The 16,746-nt window shown below is 63.3% G+C and carries 19 protein-coding genes and 1 pseudogene; 10 read left to right on the top strand and 10 right to left on the bottom strand.

What is annotated here, in order from left to right:
* Positions 1 to 832: beta-propeller fold lactonase family protein (locus tag RM2_RS19695; protein WP_072691215.1), on the top strand; the 832-nt coding region annotated here is incomplete at its 5' end.
* Positions 833 to 1,349: 517 nt separating this feature from the next.
* Here RM2_RS19695 and RM2_RS19690 read toward each other — a convergent pair.
* Positions 1,350 to 1,676 carry an Ig-like domain-containing protein gene (locus tag RM2_RS19690; protein ID WP_072691214.1) on the bottom strand — a complete coding sequence of 109 codons (327 nt, stop codon included), beginning with the start codon at positions 1,674 to 1,676 and terminating at the stop codon, positions 1,350 to 1,352.
* A 33-nt stretch (positions 1,677 to 1,709) separates the two neighbouring features.
* Positions 1,710 to 3,038 carry an RICIN domain-containing protein gene (locus RM2_RS24145; protein WP_072691213.1) on the bottom strand — a complete coding sequence of 443 codons (1,329 nt, stop codon included), beginning with the start codon at positions 3,036 to 3,038 and terminating at the stop codon, positions 1,710 to 1,712.
* Positions 3,039 to 3,476: 438 nt separating this feature from the next.
* Here RM2_RS24145 and RM2_RS19680 point away from each other — a divergent pair, with 438 nt between their 5' ends.
* The 3 genes from RM2_RS19680 (at position 3,477) to RM2_RS19670 (ending at position 5,990) form a co-directional block, all read left to right on the top strand.
* The gene (locus tag RM2_RS19680; protein ID WP_072691212.1) at positions 3,477 to 3,818 is read left to right on the top strand and encodes a hypothetical protein; all 342 of its coding nucleotides are present in this window, start codon (positions 3,477 to 3,479) and stop codon (positions 3,816 to 3,818) included.
* 115 nt (positions 3,819 to 3,933) lie between these two features.
* The gene (locus RM2_RS19675) at positions 3,934 to 5,310 is read left to right on the top strand and encodes a terminase large subunit domain-containing protein (protein WP_174553879.1); all 1,377 of its coding nucleotides are present in this window, start codon (positions 3,934 to 3,936) and stop codon (positions 5,308 to 5,310) included.
* Positions 5,311 to 5,438: 128 nt separating this feature from the next.
* The gene (locus RM2_RS19670) at positions 5,439 to 5,990 is read left to right on the top strand and encodes a hypothetical protein (protein WP_139277844.1); all 552 of its coding nucleotides are present in this window, start codon (positions 5,439 to 5,441) and stop codon (positions 5,988 to 5,990) included.
* Positions 5,991 to 6,043: 53 nt separating this feature from the next.
* On the opposite strand, the gene lpqV is transcribed toward RM2_RS19670, so the two are convergent.
* From lpqV to RM2_RS24645, 3 genes are read right to left on the bottom strand one after another with little or no spacing between them, the layout of a single operon-like run.
* Positions 6,044 to 6,487, bottom strand: coding sequence for a lipoprotein LpqV (gene lpqV, locus RM2_RS19665; RefSeq protein ID WP_072691210.1), 444 nt, complete (start codon positions 6,485 to 6,487; stop codon positions 6,044 to 6,046).
* 38 nt (positions 6,488 to 6,525) lie between these two features.
* Positions 6,526 to 6,768, bottom strand: coding sequence for a helix-turn-helix domain-containing protein (locus RM2_RS19660; RefSeq protein ID WP_072691209.1), 243 nt, complete (start codon positions 6,766 to 6,768; stop codon positions 6,526 to 6,528).
* Complete coding sequence (locus tag RM2_RS24645; protein WP_169846773.1) at positions 6,761 to 6,919, bottom strand: hypothetical protein; 159 nt, start codon at positions 6,917 to 6,919, stop codon at positions 6,761 to 6,763. The genes RM2_RS19660 and RM2_RS24645 overlap by 8 nt, the downstream gene beginning before the upstream one ends.
* Before the next feature lie 157 nt (positions 6,920 to 7,076).
* On the opposite strand from RM2_RS24645, the gene RM2_RS24140 reads away from it, so the two are divergent.
* From RM2_RS24140 to RM2_RS26145, 3 genes are all read left to right on the top strand, one after another.
* A complete protein-coding gene (locus RM2_RS24140; RefSeq protein ID WP_139277843.1) occupies positions 7,077 to 7,502 on the top strand; it encodes a hypothetical protein in 426 nt (141 codons plus the stop codon).
* A complete protein-coding gene (locus RM2_RS19650; RefSeq protein ID WP_072691207.1) occupies positions 7,490 to 7,921 on the top strand; it encodes an Rv1352/Rv1906c domain-containing protein in 432 nt (143 codons plus the stop codon). Before RM2_RS24140 ends, RM2_RS19650 begins: the two co-directional genes overlap by 13 nt.
* Before the next feature lie 199 nt (positions 7,922 to 8,120).
* The gene (locus tag RM2_RS26145; protein WP_507762066.1) at positions 8,121 to 8,573 is read left to right on the top strand and encodes an Rv1352/Rv1906c domain-containing protein; all 453 of its coding nucleotides are present in this window, start codon (positions 8,121 to 8,123) and stop codon (positions 8,571 to 8,573) included.
* Positions 8,574 to 8,829: 256 nt separating this feature from the next.
* On the opposite strand, the gene RM2_RS19645 is transcribed toward RM2_RS26145, so the two are convergent.
* From RM2_RS19645 to RM2_RS19635, 3 genes are all read right to left on the bottom strand, one after another.
* Entirely contained in the window at positions 8,830 to 9,111 is a 282-nt protein-coding gene (locus RM2_RS19645) for a sigma factor-like helix-turn-helix DNA-binding protein (protein WP_072691206.1), read from the bottom strand.
* Positions 9,111 to 9,815 carry a replication initiation protein gene (locus tag RM2_RS19640; protein WP_245814054.1) on the bottom strand — a complete coding sequence of 235 codons (705 nt, stop codon included), beginning with the start codon at positions 9,813 to 9,815 and terminating at the stop codon, positions 9,111 to 9,113. The genes RM2_RS19645 and RM2_RS19640 overlap by 1 nt, the downstream gene beginning before the upstream one ends.
* Positions 9,816 to 9,919: 104 nt before the next feature.
* Positions 9,920 to 10,663 (bottom strand): potassium channel family protein, encoded by a 744-nt coding sequence (locus tag RM2_RS19635; protein WP_072691205.1) that lies wholly within the window; start codon positions 10,661 to 10,663, stop codon positions 9,920 to 9,922.
* A gap of 102 nt (positions 10,664 to 10,765) precedes the next feature.
* Here RM2_RS19635 and RM2_RS19630 point away from each other — a divergent pair, with 102 nt between their 5' ends.
* Positions 10,766 to 11,449, top strand: a complete 684-nt coding sequence (locus tag RM2_RS19630) for a YceI family protein (RefSeq protein ID WP_072691204.1) — start codon at positions 10,766 to 10,768, stop codon at positions 11,447 to 11,449.
* Positions 11,450 to 11,470: 21 nt separating this feature from the next.
* Here RM2_RS19630 and fdhA read toward each other — a convergent pair.
* Together fdhA and RM2_RS19620 are read right to left on the bottom strand one after the other, a co-directional pair.
* Positions 11,471 to 12,687: pseudogene (fdhA, locus tag RM2_RS19625) on the bottom strand (formaldehyde dehydrogenase, glutathione-independent).
* A 98-nt stretch (positions 12,688 to 12,785) separates the two neighbouring features.
* The gene (locus RM2_RS19620) at positions 12,786 to 13,601 is read right to left on the bottom strand and encodes a methyltransferase domain-containing protein (protein ID WP_072691203.1); all 816 of its coding nucleotides are present in this window, start codon (positions 13,599 to 13,601) and stop codon (positions 12,786 to 12,788) included.
* A 119-nt stretch (positions 13,602 to 13,720) separates the two neighbouring features.
* On the opposite strand from RM2_RS19620, the gene RM2_RS19615 reads away from it, so the two are divergent.
* On the top strand, positions 13,721 to 14,323 hold the full coding sequence (locus RM2_RS19615; RefSeq protein WP_072691202.1) for a TetR/AcrR family transcriptional regulator: 603 nt from the start codon (positions 13,721 to 13,723) through the stop codon (positions 14,321 to 14,323).
* 67 nt (positions 14,324 to 14,390) lie between these two features.
* Positions 14,391 to 16,736 carry an MMPL family transporter gene (locus RM2_RS19610; RefSeq protein WP_072691201.1) on the top strand — a complete coding sequence of 782 codons (2,346 nt, stop codon included), beginning with the start codon at positions 14,391 to 14,393 and terminating at the stop codon, positions 16,734 to 16,736.
* Positions 16,737 to 16,746: the final 10 nt, after the last annotated feature.

The raw sequence follows: 16,746 nt of genomic DNA, 5'->3' as shown, positions 1-16,746 counted from the left end.
CACGGTCACCGCGACCGTCCCGGTCGGAAACGACCCGGTCGGGGTGGCGATCACCCCGGACGGGGCCTTCGTCTACGTCACCAACGCTTTCAACAACACGGTGTCGGTGATCGACACCGGCACCGACACGGTCAGCACCACCATCCCCGTCGGGACCACCCCGTCCGGGGTGGCGATCACCCCGGACGGGGCCTTCGTCTACGTCACCAACGCTTTCAACAACACGGTGTCGGTGATCGACACCGGCACCGACACGGTCAGCACCACCATCCCCGTCGGGGACGACCCGCGCGGGGTGGCGATCACCCCGGACAGTTCCCACGCCTACGTCACCATCAGTGCCGACAATTCGGTGTCGGTGATCGACACCGGCACCAACACGGTCAGCACCACCATCCCCGTCGTGGGCGACCCGCGCGGGGTGGCGATCACCCCGGATGGGTCCCGCGCGTACGTCACCAACGATGACGGCAACGCGGTGTCGGTGATCGACACCGGCACCGACACGGTCGTGGGCGCGCCCATCCCCGTCGGGGACGACCCGCGCGGGGTGGCGATCACCCCGGACAGTTCCCGCGCGTACGTCGCCAACAGTGACAGCAACACGGTGTCGGTGATCGACACCGGCACCGACACCGTCATCGAGACCGTCCCGGTCGGAAACAGCCCGCGCGGGGTGGCGATCACGCCGGACGGGTCCCGCGCCTACGTCACCAACCGTGACGGCAACGCGGTGTCGGTGATCGCCATCGGCAAGTGCGCTGGCTCGTTGTGCTTCGATTTCGGTTCGTTGACGGGCAGCGGCTCGGGCGCGGGCAGCGCGTTCAGCTGACACCCGCACCGTGAAGCCGCATGAGGCCGCCACCCCGACCGTGAGGGTGGCGGCGTCATCCGGTTTGTCGACGGGAGTCGGCGGTAGAACAGGGCATCAGAACGTCGAGACCGGGTGGCACCGCGAGTTCGAGCTATCGGTGCCCATGGCTGCGAATGGTATCGGCCCAAGCCGTGGTTGATGGAGCACATCGAGAAGGTCGCCCAGAGCGGTAGCCGTACCCGGTGGGATGAGCGGGGATGGCGCTGGAAAGACACGCGGCCGAAAGCGAAACCTGAACCGCGATACTGGCAGTGACCTCTGCTGGAGTCGGTTCTGCGCCACACGTGTCCCTCGGACCGTGTGGCTTTGTCGTCTCACCGGCAACCCTGTTCGGCGCAGCCGGTGAGACCCCCCCATCCAGGGGCGCGTCTGGATTCCCGATGCAACCCCCCGCCTGCTTGCCGCCGCCGCACCCCCTCAGGGAAGCGTCCGCCGCGAGCGCGACACATCGGCAACAACGCGCATCGTAGTCGGGTCAGGATCCGAAGGCGTTGCCCGCCGATCCTGTGCTGACAGGCTCGTCGGTGCCACCACCGTCGTCGGTGACAGTGACGGTGACGGTCTCGGAGGTCGAACCGGTACGGCCCAGTGTTCCGCTGTAGACGGCGGTGATGTCATGGGTGCCTGCGGAATCGAAGGTATGGGTGATGTTCGCTTTGCCGTCCGCATCCACCGGTACCGGGGTACCCAGGTCGGTGTCACCGTCCCTGAACTGCACGGTGCCGCCCCCGGGGTTCGGGGAGACCTGCGAGCCGAAGATCACCTCGGTGCCGGTCTGCGCGGTCGAGGTTCCCCTGAGCACCGTGGTGGTTGCGGCGCTCAGGGGTGAGACCGGCTAATTCAAGCTGGTAGTGGACACCGAGGGGACGTTCCATTGCTGGCTGGGTGCACCGGTGCAGTCCCAGAGCTGCAGCGGGGTGCCGTTGGCAGATACGTTGTCGGTCACATCAAGGCATTTCCCGCTCGGAAGGTTGATGATCGCGCCACCGACCGGGTTGCCGTCCGTGACCTCGTCGGCCATCCGCCACTGCTCGCTCGTCTGACGTCCGCATTCGCTGATCTGTATCGGTGCACCGTTCGGGAAGAGATCACTCAATGAATTGACCACAGTTCCTTCGCGCACATCCAAGCATTTTAGGGTGTGCGGGTTGACGATCTGATTCCCACCACTCTCCATTGTCCACTGCTGGTTTTCCGCACCCGTGGGGTCCCACATCTGCACACGAGTGCCGTTGGCGGTTCCGTTGTCGACGATGTCGAGAACCCGGCCGTCCAAACCGTAAATAGGCGGATCAATCACTTTGATCGACGTCAACGGCATTCCACCAGCATTAACCGTCGTGGATTTTGTCGTGTCAAGTGGCGCACAGTAGACGATGGTGTCGCTGTCTCCGGCGTTGTTGTGTGATACGGCAATGACGCGGAAGAAGTTGTCTGCCGAACCGAGCGTGTTGGCATCTGGGTCCGAACCGGTGGAGACGCGGAGCGTGGGTTCGATCACATCACGTACCGAGTCGGCCTTGAGGGTGATGTCCATGGCCGGGAAAGTGAGGAATCCGGGATTCTTCTCTGTGGCCCACCCATTACTGTGACCTCCCTCGAACGCCAATGCCTCATCGGAATTGAGGTCACTGGGCCTACCCTCCTCGTTGATGTCCATCCGCAGGATGGACCCGTTGTCATCCTTTTTTCCATTCGGGTCGATCCGGGTTATCGTCGGTGTGTTCTGGAAGGGCGTTGTCGGGTCGGACGCGACCTTCGCGCTCACGAATTCGGTGCCCGGGGGAATGTCGACGTCATATCTGATGTTTCGCCACAGGACGAGGCTGCCGTCGTCGAGAATTTTGTGTGTGGTAATGGGATCCGGTTGAATCCTGTAGGTGAACTCCTGTCCACGCGTAACCGTTTCCGGTGCCATGATTTGGACACCCCACGCATTGGCACCGGCCCCACTCGCGCCGCCATTGAAGGCGGTCCCCGTATTCGGTTTACGATTTGGGCCGATCAACCGGCAGCTGGTTTGAAAATTGACGTCGGTCGTCTTCACATCGTTGCCTGGTAGTGGATCGAGGGCCGAAGCGACTCCACCGGGGAACAGGAGTGTTCCGGCGGCGAGGGTGGTGGCTGTTGCTGCGATACTGACCCAACGATGTACAGATTTCACGTGCGCTCCCGGACTTCCTCGAGCTTTGCAACGGCATATGTTGTTTCGGCCGTGGACAAGCCCACAACCGCGGTGGCCGGGATGCATGTCACCAACCAATCACGTTCTACCAGAAATGATTCAGCGAGACGTGGAGTTCCTGGTTCCGGCATCCACCCGGACGAATGCAGCGTAGGACTTCATCTCTGGAAAGTAAACAGGGATACTCCCGTGATTTAGGCGACACAGTAATCGTTTAGTCCATAAAGAGTAATTACTTAGTCATTTCGCGTAATCGGTGGATCGTGGGGGGGCCTACGGGACACCCCATCGGTCAGTGTCCGGCTTTTTTTACAGGGGCCGAAACCTACGTGCATTTCGTCGCCCCGCTGGGACGCCTGTGCAGCGACTTCCGGCCATCTCGTGGCGACACCGCCCGATCCTGACAGGAGGTCTCAGATGCTCGATGAGGCTGCCGAACTCGGACGCTCCGGTCACCGATTGTTCGAGTCCCTCCATGAGGACGACGAGCCGTACTCGCTGACGGTGATGATCCTCGAGGCGGCCCGGATCAAGGATCGGCTCGACAAGTTCGATCGGCTCCTATCCGGTGACGAGGGCGCCTGGCTGCGGCTGATCCCGAGCCGCGGCGATGTCGAGGTCCTCGAAGTCAAAGCCGACTCCGCACTGCAGGAGTCGCGACAACAGACCACGGTTCTGCGGCAGCTCATCTCCGAGATTCGCCGGCAGAAGGGGGACGGCGGCGGATCCGATGAAGATGACGGCCTCAACAATCTGTGAGGATTTCCCAACCCTGACCGGGCGGCAGGAGCCGCACCACCTTTCAGTGATCTCTGGCGACACCACGCACGGCGAAAAGGCGGTCGAATTGGGCCGCCGCGCTGGGGTGAGGTCGATGCCCTGGCAGAAGTCGGCGCAGCACGCGATCTTGTCGGTGACGCCGGACGGGCGGTGGACGCACCCGGACTGCTGCCTGATCGTTCCCCGGCAGAACGGCAAGTCGGAGATCCTCATTCAGCGCTGCCTGTACGGGCTGTTCAAGCTCGGCGAGACGATCTTGTACACCGCTCAACGCTGGAAGACCGTGCGCGATGCGTGGCGGCGGATGATGGCGATCATCAAAGGCCGGTCCTGGCTGAGAAGCCGGGTCCAACGGGCGACATGCTCGCAGGGTGAGGGGATCATCGAGCTGACCTCTGGTGCGGTGATCTCCTTCGGCACCCGCTCGAACGACACTGGCCGCGGCCTGACCGTCATCGACCTGATCGTCTACGACGAGGCGTACAACCTCACCGACGGTGAGATGGCGGCGATGTCGTTCACGCAGATGGCGGCGAAGAATCCACAGACCATCTACGCCTCGAGCGCCGTCAATGAGGATGAGCACCCGAACGGTGCGGTTCTCACGTCGGTCCGCAACCGCGGCCTGGCCGAGGAACCGGGTCTGTTCTTCGCCGAATACATGGCGCCCGAGGACATGCCACGCGACGCCGAGGCGACCTGGCGATACACGAACCCGTCATACGGGGTGATCCAGACCGCCGAGAAGATCCTGAAGATCATGCGCAACCTGGCCACCCCGGCGGGCCGCAAAGGCTTCGACGTCGAGGCTCTGGGCCGCGGCGACTGGCCCGTCGAGAAAGACGGAACCCACGAGCCTGTTGTCGCCCCGGAGATGTGGGGAGCGATGGAAGGAAACTCGGAGCTGACCGGACCGGTCGCCCTCGCGGTGGACCGGCACCTGGATTGGTTCTCGATCGCGGCTGCACAACGCACGACGTCGGGGCGCATTCACGTCGAGATCGGCTACCACGACCACTCTTCGGGGGATGTTGTGGACAAGCTCGCGTCGATCGTCGAGGCGCTCGACCCGTGTTGTGTGGTGATCAACCGCACTTCACCGGCGGCGAGCATTCTTCCGGATCTGAGGCGGCTGGGTATCGAGCCCGAGTTGACGTCCGGGCAGCAGATGGCGCAGGCGTGCGTCGGCTTCCTCGATGCCGCACTGGATGATCGGCTCGAGCATGCCGACGATCCGCGACTCAATCAGGCCGTCGCCGGGGTCGAGAAGAAGATGCTGTCCGGCGGCTCGTTCGGGCGGGACTTCGACACCGAGATCGATGTGGTGACCAAGGGCTACGCCCGGTGGTACTGCGTCTCGGAGCACCCCGGCAACCACGTTTTCGTTGAATCCAATTGGGTCTTCCTCGGACTGAATGCCATAGGCGCGTCCAGCGACCCCGGTGGCGGACAGTTGTGGGTGCAGATCTGATGGCCATCCAATACGTCGGCGTTGCGGCTGGCGGTACCAGTAGTCAATGGGCAGACTGGTCTAACTTGATCCCGGCAGGTCCCCGAGACATGCTGGTCATGGTCGTGGCAACCAGGATCGACTCAAACATGTCCACTCCGAACGGTTGGACCAGGCATTCCAAGATAGACACCGGCCCCGGCACGATGTATGTCTACTACTCCACGACCACCTCGAACAGTTCCGTCGATCTGGACGCAGGCTTCAAACAGTCTCACCTCAGCATCATCTTTGCGCTCAGAGGCACAAACACTGATGAGCCGATCGCAGACGCAGGGTTCGTAGACCTCAAGTCATCGCAGAACTACAAACTACCGGGGGTCACCACTCCGGTGAAGGACTGCTTGGTTCTTCGGGTCGTAGCAGGTCACGACGGGACTGGCCAGTCCTACATCTGGGACGCTGGTGTCGAGATCTACGACAGTGACTTCTACAATAGCTCCATCGCCGCCGCCTACGAGACGGTTCCCAACCCGACAACCTTCTCTGATACTTCACGCGGGATCACTCCTGCCAAGGGTGGGGCGTATCACGGCTGTTCGCTGGTCATAGCTCCGCTAAGCCTTTCCCGGATGCATCTCGGCTCCACACCCGTGCCGCTGATGCTCGGCAACACCGAGGTCGAAATCCTCGGACCATGACAACGCCCCCACCTCAGGAAGGTGGGGGCGTTTCGTCGTCTCAGGAGCTAGGTTCAGCACTCGCCGTTCGCGGCCGCGTGCACCGACGCAATGATCGCGGCTTGCTCGCCTGGCGTACCGTCGCCCCACGGATCGCCCTCGGTATTCACCGTAACCCCATCCGTCGAATCTGCGGCCGTCGCCTGAATCATCGCGAGTACCACCTCGACATCACTGGTCCCCATGGCCGACATCATGGCCTTCGCCTCAGTGCATGCCTGCGCCATCTTGTCTGCCGACTCCGTGATTGGTGCGTTCACCGCTGTCGTCAGGCCGGCCTCCGTCACCTCATAGATGCTCGCTGGCTCCGCAGTCGGCTCGGTGGTGTGTGGCGCGGTTGTCGTCGCTGCGCCGGGCGTAGAGCTGGGCGCTGCCACGTCGTCGGCCTCACCCGCCGAGCAGCCCGCGAGGAGCAGGGCGGTGGATGCGAGGGCGATTGCGGCGATTGTCCGTTTCATCCGCGTATCAAACCACGTACCCCGTTACGCTGCAGACTTTAACGCGCCCCGTCCGTGAGATCGGTTCGCGCGCCCCGGCCGGGCCGGTTGGCATTCCATTCGTCGATCGTCTTCTCGGTCCAGCCGCGGACGGTGCCGCGCGGAATGCTGCCGTCATCGTTGACGTGTCCGATGAGGACGTCCGGTGTGGGCAGCTTGTACCGACTGAGCGCACCAGCTTGTACGCCGATGCGCTCGGCAACCTCTGTACGCGAGAGATACACGGCGGGCCGGTCAGGCATGGCTCGCCGCCCGGATCCGGTCCTGAACGACGTACACGATGATGCCGCCCCATACGAGCCATAGCGGCCAAGGTGCGTTGAGTACCCACAGCACCGCGCCGGTCGATACCGTGCCGACAATGTCGTAGTTCCGCCTCAGTACGTTGAGCATGGTTCGTTCCTTTCCTTCTCGAGGTGGGTGTGCCGTCGTGTGCCTCAGATCGTGCGGCGTGATGTCTTGCACCTCGGCGCGCTTGACGGACGCCGACTCCGTGGCGCTTGCCGTTCGATTCGGAGCGTCCGTTCCGCCGCCCTCCCCCGGTCCGGTAGTGGACACCGACGATCATGCACGCCTCGAATTTGCTCACACCCTGCTGCATGAGCTCGAAGTATGCCGCCCGCTCCCGGTGCAGCTTCCGCCGTCCTTGCGCCGAACGGTCTTTGCGTATCTCGAAATCCATCGCATCCCCAAATGCCGGGTGTTGCGACGTAGAACCCAAGTGGCACGCGGGGTGCATTGCCGCATGGCGCAAGCAGAGAACGAAATGGCATCGAAAGGTGCTACCCAAGAGGATTTCGTCGGCATGAATTTCGGTGGAAAAACATTCCTGTCGCCGGTTACCTGCGTATCCGAACCGGACAATCTTCTCAATCATCACAGGCGACGATTCCGCTTGGTGCGTACAACCTTTCGCAATTTGTCCCTCGAGGGAAGGAGACAGATACGAGCTGGCGGGATCGCGTGGATCTGGTGACTACTTCATTCAGGATCAACACCGAATCCTCTGATACTCTCGGCGCAATGCGTATCCTCAAGACAGTCTTTATCGCCACTTCGGCTATCGCGGCCACCACGGTGCTCGGCCCCACTGCCTACGCGGCCCCCCCGATGGGATCCTCTGCCGCACGGGTCCCCTCCAATGCGGACGTGACCTTGTCTGTCGGCAGTGATATCAAGCCGGGCACCTACACCAGTGCCGGCGCAGCCACCGACGGCACGGCTTGCTTCTGGTCGGTCACCGACCAGAACGGCGCCCCTCGAGACGGCGGCCAGACCGATCAAACGAACGACCGGCAGACAGTGACGCTCGAGGCGGATGACACCTTCTTCCAGACAACACACTGCGCGGCCTGGAATGGTTCCGGTCAAAGTCTCTTCGGCTCACTGAGCTGAGCTGGCTCTGACCGCACCGACCCCGCGTGACGCCATCGTCAGGTGTCTATGCCCGACGCCACGGGGGTCGGGGTAGCGAGTCCGCACAGAATTTCAATTCGGGAACGTCCGCCATCTCAGTGCAATAGCCCAGGGTTCAAATCCCTCCGCCTCCACCGATCATCATATCTTCACTCCCTTCCGGCAAGAAGAGGTTTTCATGCACGCACGATCCCTTCAAACGGTCTTTGTCGCAGCAATTCTCACGACCACCGCACTGACCGGGGGTATGGCAAATGCAGCCTCCCTCACCGAAGACAGCGTTCCGGACACGCTCAACGGTCTTCCACTCTACGAAGACAGCTTCGACGTGGGCAAGGCTTTTTTGGGGGTAGTACCGAGCGATGGCCCCGCTCCGACTTCTGACATAGAGTTTCGTTTACAAGGGTATATTCTGCCGGGTACGTGGACGTCTCCTGGCGCATTCCCCGGACCCATCCTCGACGGGGAGCCAGCCCCGTGCGAGTGGGCAATAATCTCAGGTGGGCTCTATGGCGAAGGTGGGACGCTCAGAGTCCAAGGTTCGGAACTTGGCCCAACTAGTATCACCATCTTAGATTCGGATAGTGAACTCCAGCTTGAAGGATGTCAGACTTTCACACGAACGAGTTGAACCGCCCGGGACTGCCCCGAGTTCGGTTGACTCGCTGACCTGCCCCATGGTTTCTTACCCGTTTCGGTGTGAAGATCGAGCCCCACTAATCGAACCCTATTCGGAAGTGAGATCCGTACCCGGCTGACCTCCCGCAGTCCCAGCCATCCCGAACCCTCACCGAGTTCTCAACTGGCCGTGGTCCCGTTCCAAACCCAATCGTGGACACACCTCTTGCACCATGGGTGCGTAGTGGGGAAATGCTGCCGCGCCACCGCTACGCGCTGGCTTGCTCCTGGACGGAGATACCCGATTTGCGAGCGTCGTGCAGTAACGCACCTACTGCGCCTGTCGAGATTCCCATCTGCTCGGCGATCTCTCGGTACTTCAGACCTTGAGCGCGGAGCTCGCTTGCTTGCTGCCGACGAGCCCTTGCTCGCGCCGTGTAGTCGTCGCGCGGTTCAGCGACCAGCCGCACAATGGTTCGTTCGGAAGTCCCGAACTGTTCCGCTAGTTCGCGGGCCGTCTTCTTTCTCCTCGCAGGAGTTTGTGCACCCATCACCGGGCCGCTTGGATGATCGAAGCGGTATCGAACTTCGTCGCTCGTTGGCGGTTGGCTTCACGCTTCTTCTCGGTCATGATCTTGCCACCCTTGCTTCCGCGGTGGGCTTGTCGAGCGAGGAAGTCCTCGACGGTGAAGTTGCGCCAGATCCATTTGCCGATGGAGTGGGCGGTGGCCTGGACCTCGGTGAACGGCAGTGGCACCGTGAACTCGGTGTTGATGGCGTGGCAGCGTTGCACGATGAGCTGCAGCCAGGCGTCCTGGGCGCCGTGCCGGTGGTGCCACCACTGCAGGTAGGCCCATTGGCGGGCGGTGTCGAACATGGTGACGTTGCGGCCGAGGCCGGCGACCCGGTCGGGCCGGCGGGGGACCTGCCGGGGTGTGTGGACGGTGACCAGTTCGCGCAGCGTGTACGGCGTCGAGGGGCCGTAGATGGTCTCCCAGTCGGGGTGGATCGGGTTCTTGGTCAGCTGCCCGCCGTAGGCGAAATCTCCGTCCACGGAGATCCTCAGCCCGGTTTCCACCCGGTGGGCGAACCGGAGCGGCGCCAGCAGTGCGGAGTCGGTGCGGCAGATGTGGTGGGGGCCGAGCCACCAGCCGATGTGGGCGCGCCCGGACGGCGATTGCGCGACCCAGTTCGGCTGCGGGGGTGCTCGGAGGGCTGCTCGAAGGCGCGCAGCGCGGCGTCTGGGTGGTCGCAAGGCATCGGCAGCTCTCAGCCTATGCGCTCCTCGAGAAAGTTCTCGAAGGTTGGGCCACTGTACGTGTATGGCATTTTCAATGCTGCCCAACCCTGCAAGGAGTTCTAGTCGGCCAGCCGAGGTTCATGGTCCGGTCGGGCGCTGCGGGCGGTGACGAGTTCCGCGCGCAATGCGGACACTTCTTCGGTCAAAGCCATGACCTCGGCGCGGGTAACCGATTGGCTGGCCTCGTCCTGTTCGGCCACACGCTGCAACAACCACGACGCCAGCGTCGCGGTTACCACGCCGAGGAGGGCAATGCCTGCGATCATCAGCCCGAGTGCGATGAGTCGGCCGGTGTCGGTCACCGGCGCATAGTCCCCGTAGCCGACCGTTGTGACCGTAGCAACGGCCCACCACAGGGCATCGGTGAACGATGTGATCGAGGCGCCAGATTTGCCGCGCTCGGCGTCGAGCATGGCAAGGGAGGAGACGAGAATCATCAGGACCGTCGACCCCGCTGCGAAGGCGACCACTTTGCCGCGAAGCGCCCCGCCGACCGTGCGTTGGAACACCCCGATGAGCGTGATGAGGCGCAGGAACTGCAGGGGCCGCAGCATCGGAACCACCACCAGTACCAATTCGTGCAGATGCCGGACGAACCACTGTATTCGGCGCTCGGCCAACGAGAAGCGCACTGTGTAGTCGATTGCGAACATCACCCAGGTCACGCCCATGATCGCGTCGACAAGTGCTCTCGGATCGCCGGTGGGTTGCTGAATTACCGACCACGCGTACGCGGAGAGGAAGGCGACAGCGGCCGTTGCCATAGGCCATTCGGTCAGTTGGTGCCAACGTGCCTGGGTCATGCGGACTGAATATAGGTCAGTGGTGGATGTGGGAAGACAGGTACCGAGGCGGCCGCGCTCGCGGACAATGACATCCTTTGAATCTGCAACTAGCCTGGCCACATGAAGAAGCGGTGGTGGGTCGTTGGCGGGGTTATCGTTGTGATCCTTGCGGTTCTCGTGGGGCCCTGGGTCTACGGCACGTTCATCGTCGAGGACGACGATCCGGCAGCCTCGGTCTCTTCCGACGGGGCGCAGGCCGCGACTGGGACGGTGGACGGCCAGTGGACCGTCACCCCCGGGGGCGGAGCCAACCAGACCGCCGCAGGCTACACCGTTGATGAGAACCTCAACGGCGCTGCCAACAGGGTAGTCGGCACCACCTCCGACGTCGCCGGTACGGCGACCGTCGAGGAAGAGAAACTCACGGCGGCCGAGGTGACCGTGCAGGTCGCGACCATCGCCACCGATGTGTCCATTCGAGACGGGATGTTCCGTGACAGCATCGTGGACACCGACGCATTCCCTGCCGCCACATTCGCGCTCTCGTCCCCGGTGGACCTGTCCAGTCTGCCGAAGGACGGAACTGCGGGGACCGTCACCGCCCAGGGCATGCTGACCCTCAAAGGTGAGTCGCGTCCGGTGTCTGTCGACATGGACGTACTCCACTCCGGCGACAACTTGATCGCGTCCGGAAGCATCCCAGTCACCTGGACGGATTTCGATGTGCAACCGCCGTCGTTGGGTTTCGTGACAGTTCAGGGCAACGGCACGGTGGACTTCCTGGTCTGCCTCTCGCATTCTTGAAGGAACCCACTCGGGGACCGGCTACGCGGTGATGACCCGGTGAGGGTCGATGACGTACTTGCGGGCTACTCCGCTGTCGAATTCGCTGTAGCCGTGGGGTGCGTCGTCGAGGGAGATGACGGTGGCGTTGACGGCGTCGGCGATGTGGACTCGGTCGGCGAGGATGGCGTTCATCAGTTCGCGGTGGTAGCTCATCACCGGGCACTGTCCGGTCGCGAAGGACAGTGATTTCGCCCAACCGGTGCCAAGGCTCAGCGACAGTGCCCCGACCTTGGCCGCGTCGTCGGTGGCACCCGGGTCTCCGGTGACGTAGAGGCCAGAGATGCCGATGCCACCGCCCGCGGTGGTCAGTTCCATCAACGAGTTGAGGACGACTGCGGGTTGTTCACGTCCGGTGTCGCCGCCGTGTCCGCGGGCCTCGAATCCGACGGCGTCGATCGCGGCGTCGACCTCGGGGACACCGAGGATCTGCTCGATCTGATCCTGCGGTGCGCCTTTGGAGACATCGATGGTCTCGCAGCCGAACGAGCGGGCCTGCGCGAGCCGGTCGATGTTGAGGTCGCCGACGATCACGACCGCTGCGCCGAGCAGTTGTGCCCCGGCAGCTGCGGCGAGCCCGACCGGTCCGGCACCGGCGACGTACACGGTCGAGCCCGCGCGGGTTCCGGCGGTGACGGCACCGTGGTAGCCCGTGGGGAAGATGTCCGAGAGCATGGTCAGGTCCCGGATCTTGCTCATGGCCTGATCTTTGTCGGGGAACTTCAGCAGGTTGAAGTCGGCGTAGGGGGCCATCACGTACTCGGCCTGGCCGCCGACCCACCCGCCCATATCGACGTAGCCGAACGCGGAACCGGGACGGTCGGGGTTGACGTTGAGGCAGATCCCGGTCTTGCGTTCCTTGCAGTTGCGGCAGCGCCCGCAGGCGATGTTGAACGGCACCGAGCACAGGTCGCCCACCTTGATGAATTCGACGTCGCGGCCGACTTCGATCACCTCGCCGGTGATTTCGTGGCCGAGAACCAGGCCTGCGGGTGCGGTGGTGCGGCCTCGGACCATGTGCTGGTCGCTGCCACAGATGTTGGTCGAGACGACTTTCAAGATGACGCCGTGCTCGCACTTGCGTCCGACGTTCGCCGGGTTGACGCCAGGACCGTCCGTCAACTCCAGCTTGGGGAAGTCGATGCCCTTCACCTCGACTTTTCCTGATCGACATAGGCCACGGCTCGATTCTCGGCCAAAGTGCTCACTCCTTCTTCAGTAGACAAGACTTGTTGGTCGGGTCGGTTTATGTGCACCGTCCCGGGAAGGTTCGTGGGGTTGTTTCGCCGGTTCGGAATCAGTCCTTGCGGGCGAGATAGGCGAACATGGTCACCGACATGTGGAAGTCGCCTCGCTTGATGCAGGCTTCGAGGTCGCGCACCAGGGCTGCCCGTTCGTCCAGGGTGATGACGCCACCGGAACCGGCCGCGTCCATCATCAGCTGTAACAACGATCCCGTGCTGAAATCGGGTGCCTGGATGAGTGCCTGTGACCCGATGTCCTGGACCGACAGTCCGGTGGCGGCGAGTTGCCCGGGCAACAACCGTCCGGAATGCGGGTTGGCGGTCTTGCCGAGCATCTCCTCGGTGACCTTCGCCAGTACCGCGGGGTCGCCGGGATGCATGATCGATGTGCCCCAGTCGGTGTCGATGATTATTGCGCGACCGCCAGGGCGGAGGACACGGGTGATCTCCGCCAAGGCGGCTGCTGGGTCGGTGAGGTGCAAGAACACTCGCTCGCACCGGACGGCGTCGACACTGCAGTCGGGGAATGGGAGCGAGTACACGTCGCCGACGACGAAGCGCGCCGTCGATTCCGCGTCTGCGGCGCGGGCCCGAGCGAGGGCGGCCATATCTGGATTGGGGTCGATGCCGATCGCGCTTCCCACCGCCGTCACCGCCGTTGCGAGTTGACGGGTTTCCGCTCCGGTGCCCGAGCCGATGTCGAGTGTGTGCTCGCCTGTACGCGCGCGCAGCGCGTCGTGGGCCCACTGGCGGAGTCGGCGGATTCCGGGATTGTCGTCCTGTGTATCGAGGATGGTGGCGAGACGTTCGAACGCGGCGCTGTCGATCTCATCGGGGTGGAACGAGACCGGCGTCCCGGGATTCGACATGGCTCAACCGTAGCTCTCCTGTGATCAGAGGCACAGCTAGTCGTTGGTGTGGGAAAAGCCATAAAGTTGCGGGTATCGGAAAATTTGCAGAGCTCTGCAATTTCTGTACCTTCGGTGTAGTGACTTCGGAGATTGGATTACGGGACCGTAAGAAGGCGGCCACCCGCGCCGCCCTCAGTACTGCTGCCGCACGCCTGGCCCGGGTATCGGGCATCGAATCCGTCACCGCCGACGCTATCGCGTCGGAGGTGGGGGTCTCGCCTCGGACGTTCCACAACTACTTCTCCAGCAAGGAAGAAGCGGTACTTGCCCATTTCGAGGAGTCGGTCTACGACTGGGTGAATTTGCTGAGGGCGCGCCCCTCCGACGAGCCGATCTGGGACTCCCTCGAACACGTGGTGGTCCAGATCGTCACCGATGGGACAAGGTCGCTGGAAGAAACCGCCGCAATAATGGAACTCGTCGAGTCGAGTCCCGCTCTTCTCGCGAAGAAACTCGAGGTGCACCTCCGGGTTACCCGCCTCATCGGTGAGGTGATCGCCGAACGGACGGGCACCGACATCGATACCGATCTCTATCCGAACCTGCTGCACACAGTGGTCGGAGCGGCATGCAGGGCGTCGTTCGACCTGTGGATGGGCGGCAAGTCCGGCGCGAGCGGGCCCGAAGAACTCGTCCGAGGGGCGATGCGCCAACTTCGTCAGGGACTCCCGCAGCCCTAGTCCGGCTGCTTTGACCATCAACTCGCAATACCGACAATTCGCAATACCGACTCAGAAGGAGTCTTTCGTGGCCACCTATCTCTACCGGATCGGCAAGTTCGCCTACCGGCGAAAGGGCGCGGTCCTTGGCGTCTGGCTAGCGATCCTGGTACTCATGGGTGTCGGGGCGGCCACGCTGTCCGGGCCCACGAAGGACTCGTTCTCCATCCCGGGCACCCCCGCGCAGCAGGCGCAGGATTTGATGGCCGAGCGCTTCCCTCAGTCCGCCGGTGACAACCCCATGGACAAGCTCAGCGCACGGTTCGTCTTCGCCGCGCCAGAGGGGCAGACCCTCGAAAGCGCGCAGAATCAGCAGGCGATGGACGCGGTGCTCGCGAACGTGCGCAGCATCGACCAGGTCCAAGAGGCCGCGAAGGTCGACCCGGCCACCGCTGGGGGGCCTGCTGCGGCTCAGGCGTTGGTGAATCCGGTCACGGCAAACGAACGACTTGTCGACAGGGCGAGGTCGACCGCTGCGGACAGGGGGATCAGCGTCGAGGATGCCCTCGCGAACGCGCAAGCCCTGTCGCCGCTGAGTCCGGACAAGACCGTGGGCTACGTCGAGGTGCCGTTCCAGGGCGACATGAGTGACGTTGACCAGGCGCTGCGGGATCAGCTTGACTCCGCCGCCGACGTCGGCCGCAACGTCGGATTGACCGTCGAGGTCAGTGGTTCCGCCGCCAACGAGAACGAGCCGCCGGGCGGCACCACCGAGCTTGTAGGCATCGGCGTGGCCGCCGTCGTTCTCGCGCTCACGTTCGGTTCTCTGGTCGCCGCCGGACTCCCGCTCATCACCGCGATCATCGGCATCGCGATCGGCAGCCTCGGCATCACCCTGGCCACCGGATTCACCGATCTCAGCTCGATGACGCCCACCCTTGCCATCATGATCGGTCTGGCCGTCGCCATCGACTACTCACTGTTCATCGTGTCCCGATTCCGGCACGAACTCTCGCTGACCGAGGACCGGGCCGAAGCAGCGGGACGTGCTGTGGGCACCGCGGGCTCGGCAGTGGTGTTCGCCGGCCTCACCGTCATCATCGCGCTGATCGCCCTCCGTGTCGTCGGGATCCCGTTCCTTTCTGACATGGGTGCGGCCGCCGCGTTCACAGTGTTCATCGCCGTCTTTATCGCACTGACCTTGCTGCCTGCCATCCTCGGGTTGTTCGGGCGGAAGGCATTTGCGGGAAAGATTCCGTTCCTGAGCAGCCGTGATCTTGAAACCGACGAGGGCAAGCCGAGTCTTGCGCTGCGTTTCATCAGCGTGGTGGTTCGCCGTCCTGCGATCCCGCTGATCGCCGGTGTCGTGGTCCTCGGCGCACTCGCGATTCCCGCTACCGGGCTGAGCCTGGCTCTGCCCAATGAGGGCACCGGCGATCCCGCGCTCAGCTCACGGCAGGCGTACGACCTGGTGAGCGAGGGCTTCGGACCGGGCAAGAACGGACCGCTGCTGGTGGTGGTGGACGCCCAGGACGCCACAGTTCCGGCCGCCGACGCGTTTAGTGAGGTCGTGAAGACCATTTCGGCCCAGGACGACGTGTCCAATGCGCAGATCGTCGGCACGAACCGGGCCGGTGATACGGCGCAGATCCTGGTGACGCCGAGCAGCGCCCCCAGCGATCCGGTCACCATGGACCTCGTGAACAACATCCGTGGGGCGGAGGCCGGTCTGCACGATTCGATCGGCGTCAATTACGGCGTCACCGGTCAGACCGCACTGGAAGGCGATGTGTCGGAGACCCTGCTGGATGCGCTGATTCCGTATCTCGCGGTGGTCGTCGGTCTGGCGTTCATCCTGCTGCTGCTGGTGTTCCGCTCGGTATTGGTGCCGCTGACAGCCACCCTCGGATTCCTCCTCAGTGTGGCGGCCACGTTCGGTGCCACGGTCGCCGTGTTCCAACAGGGCTGGGGCGGAATCATCTCGAACCCGCAACCGATCGTCAGCTTCATGCCTATTTTCCTGATCGGTGTGGTGTTCGGTCTCGCGATGGACTACCAGGTGTTCCTGGTGACGCGGATGCGCGAGGAGTACGTCCACGGTGCGACCGCGAAGCAGGCCGTCACGGTCGGCTTCAACCACGGCGCCCGCGTGGTCAGCGCTGCCGCGGTAATCATGATTTCGGTGTTTGCGGCGTTCATCGCCGAGCCGAACTCGTTTATCAAGTCGATAGGGTTCGCCTTGGCGGCGGCTGTGTTCTTCGACGCCTTCGTAGTCCGCATGGTGATCATCCCGTCGGTGATGGCGCTGCTCGGCGACAAGGCGTGGTGGCTGCCGGCGTGGCTGGACAAGATCCTGCCCAACGTAGACATCGAGGGCGAGAAGCTGAGGCGAATCCTGCCCGCCACCGATGACAAGCTGCAGTCCGTCCGGTAGAACGGCCCCA

Origin of the sequence: Rhodococcus marinonascens NBRC 14363 (assembly GCF_001894885.1) — a bacterium.
Taxonomy (GTDB): Bacteria; Actinomycetota; Actinomycetes; order Mycobacteriales; family Mycobacteriaceae; genus Rhodococcus_F; species Rhodococcus_F marinonascens.
The sequence above is the reverse complement of the archived record's forward strand: the minus strand, read 5'-3'. Positions and strand labels throughout refer to the sequence as shown.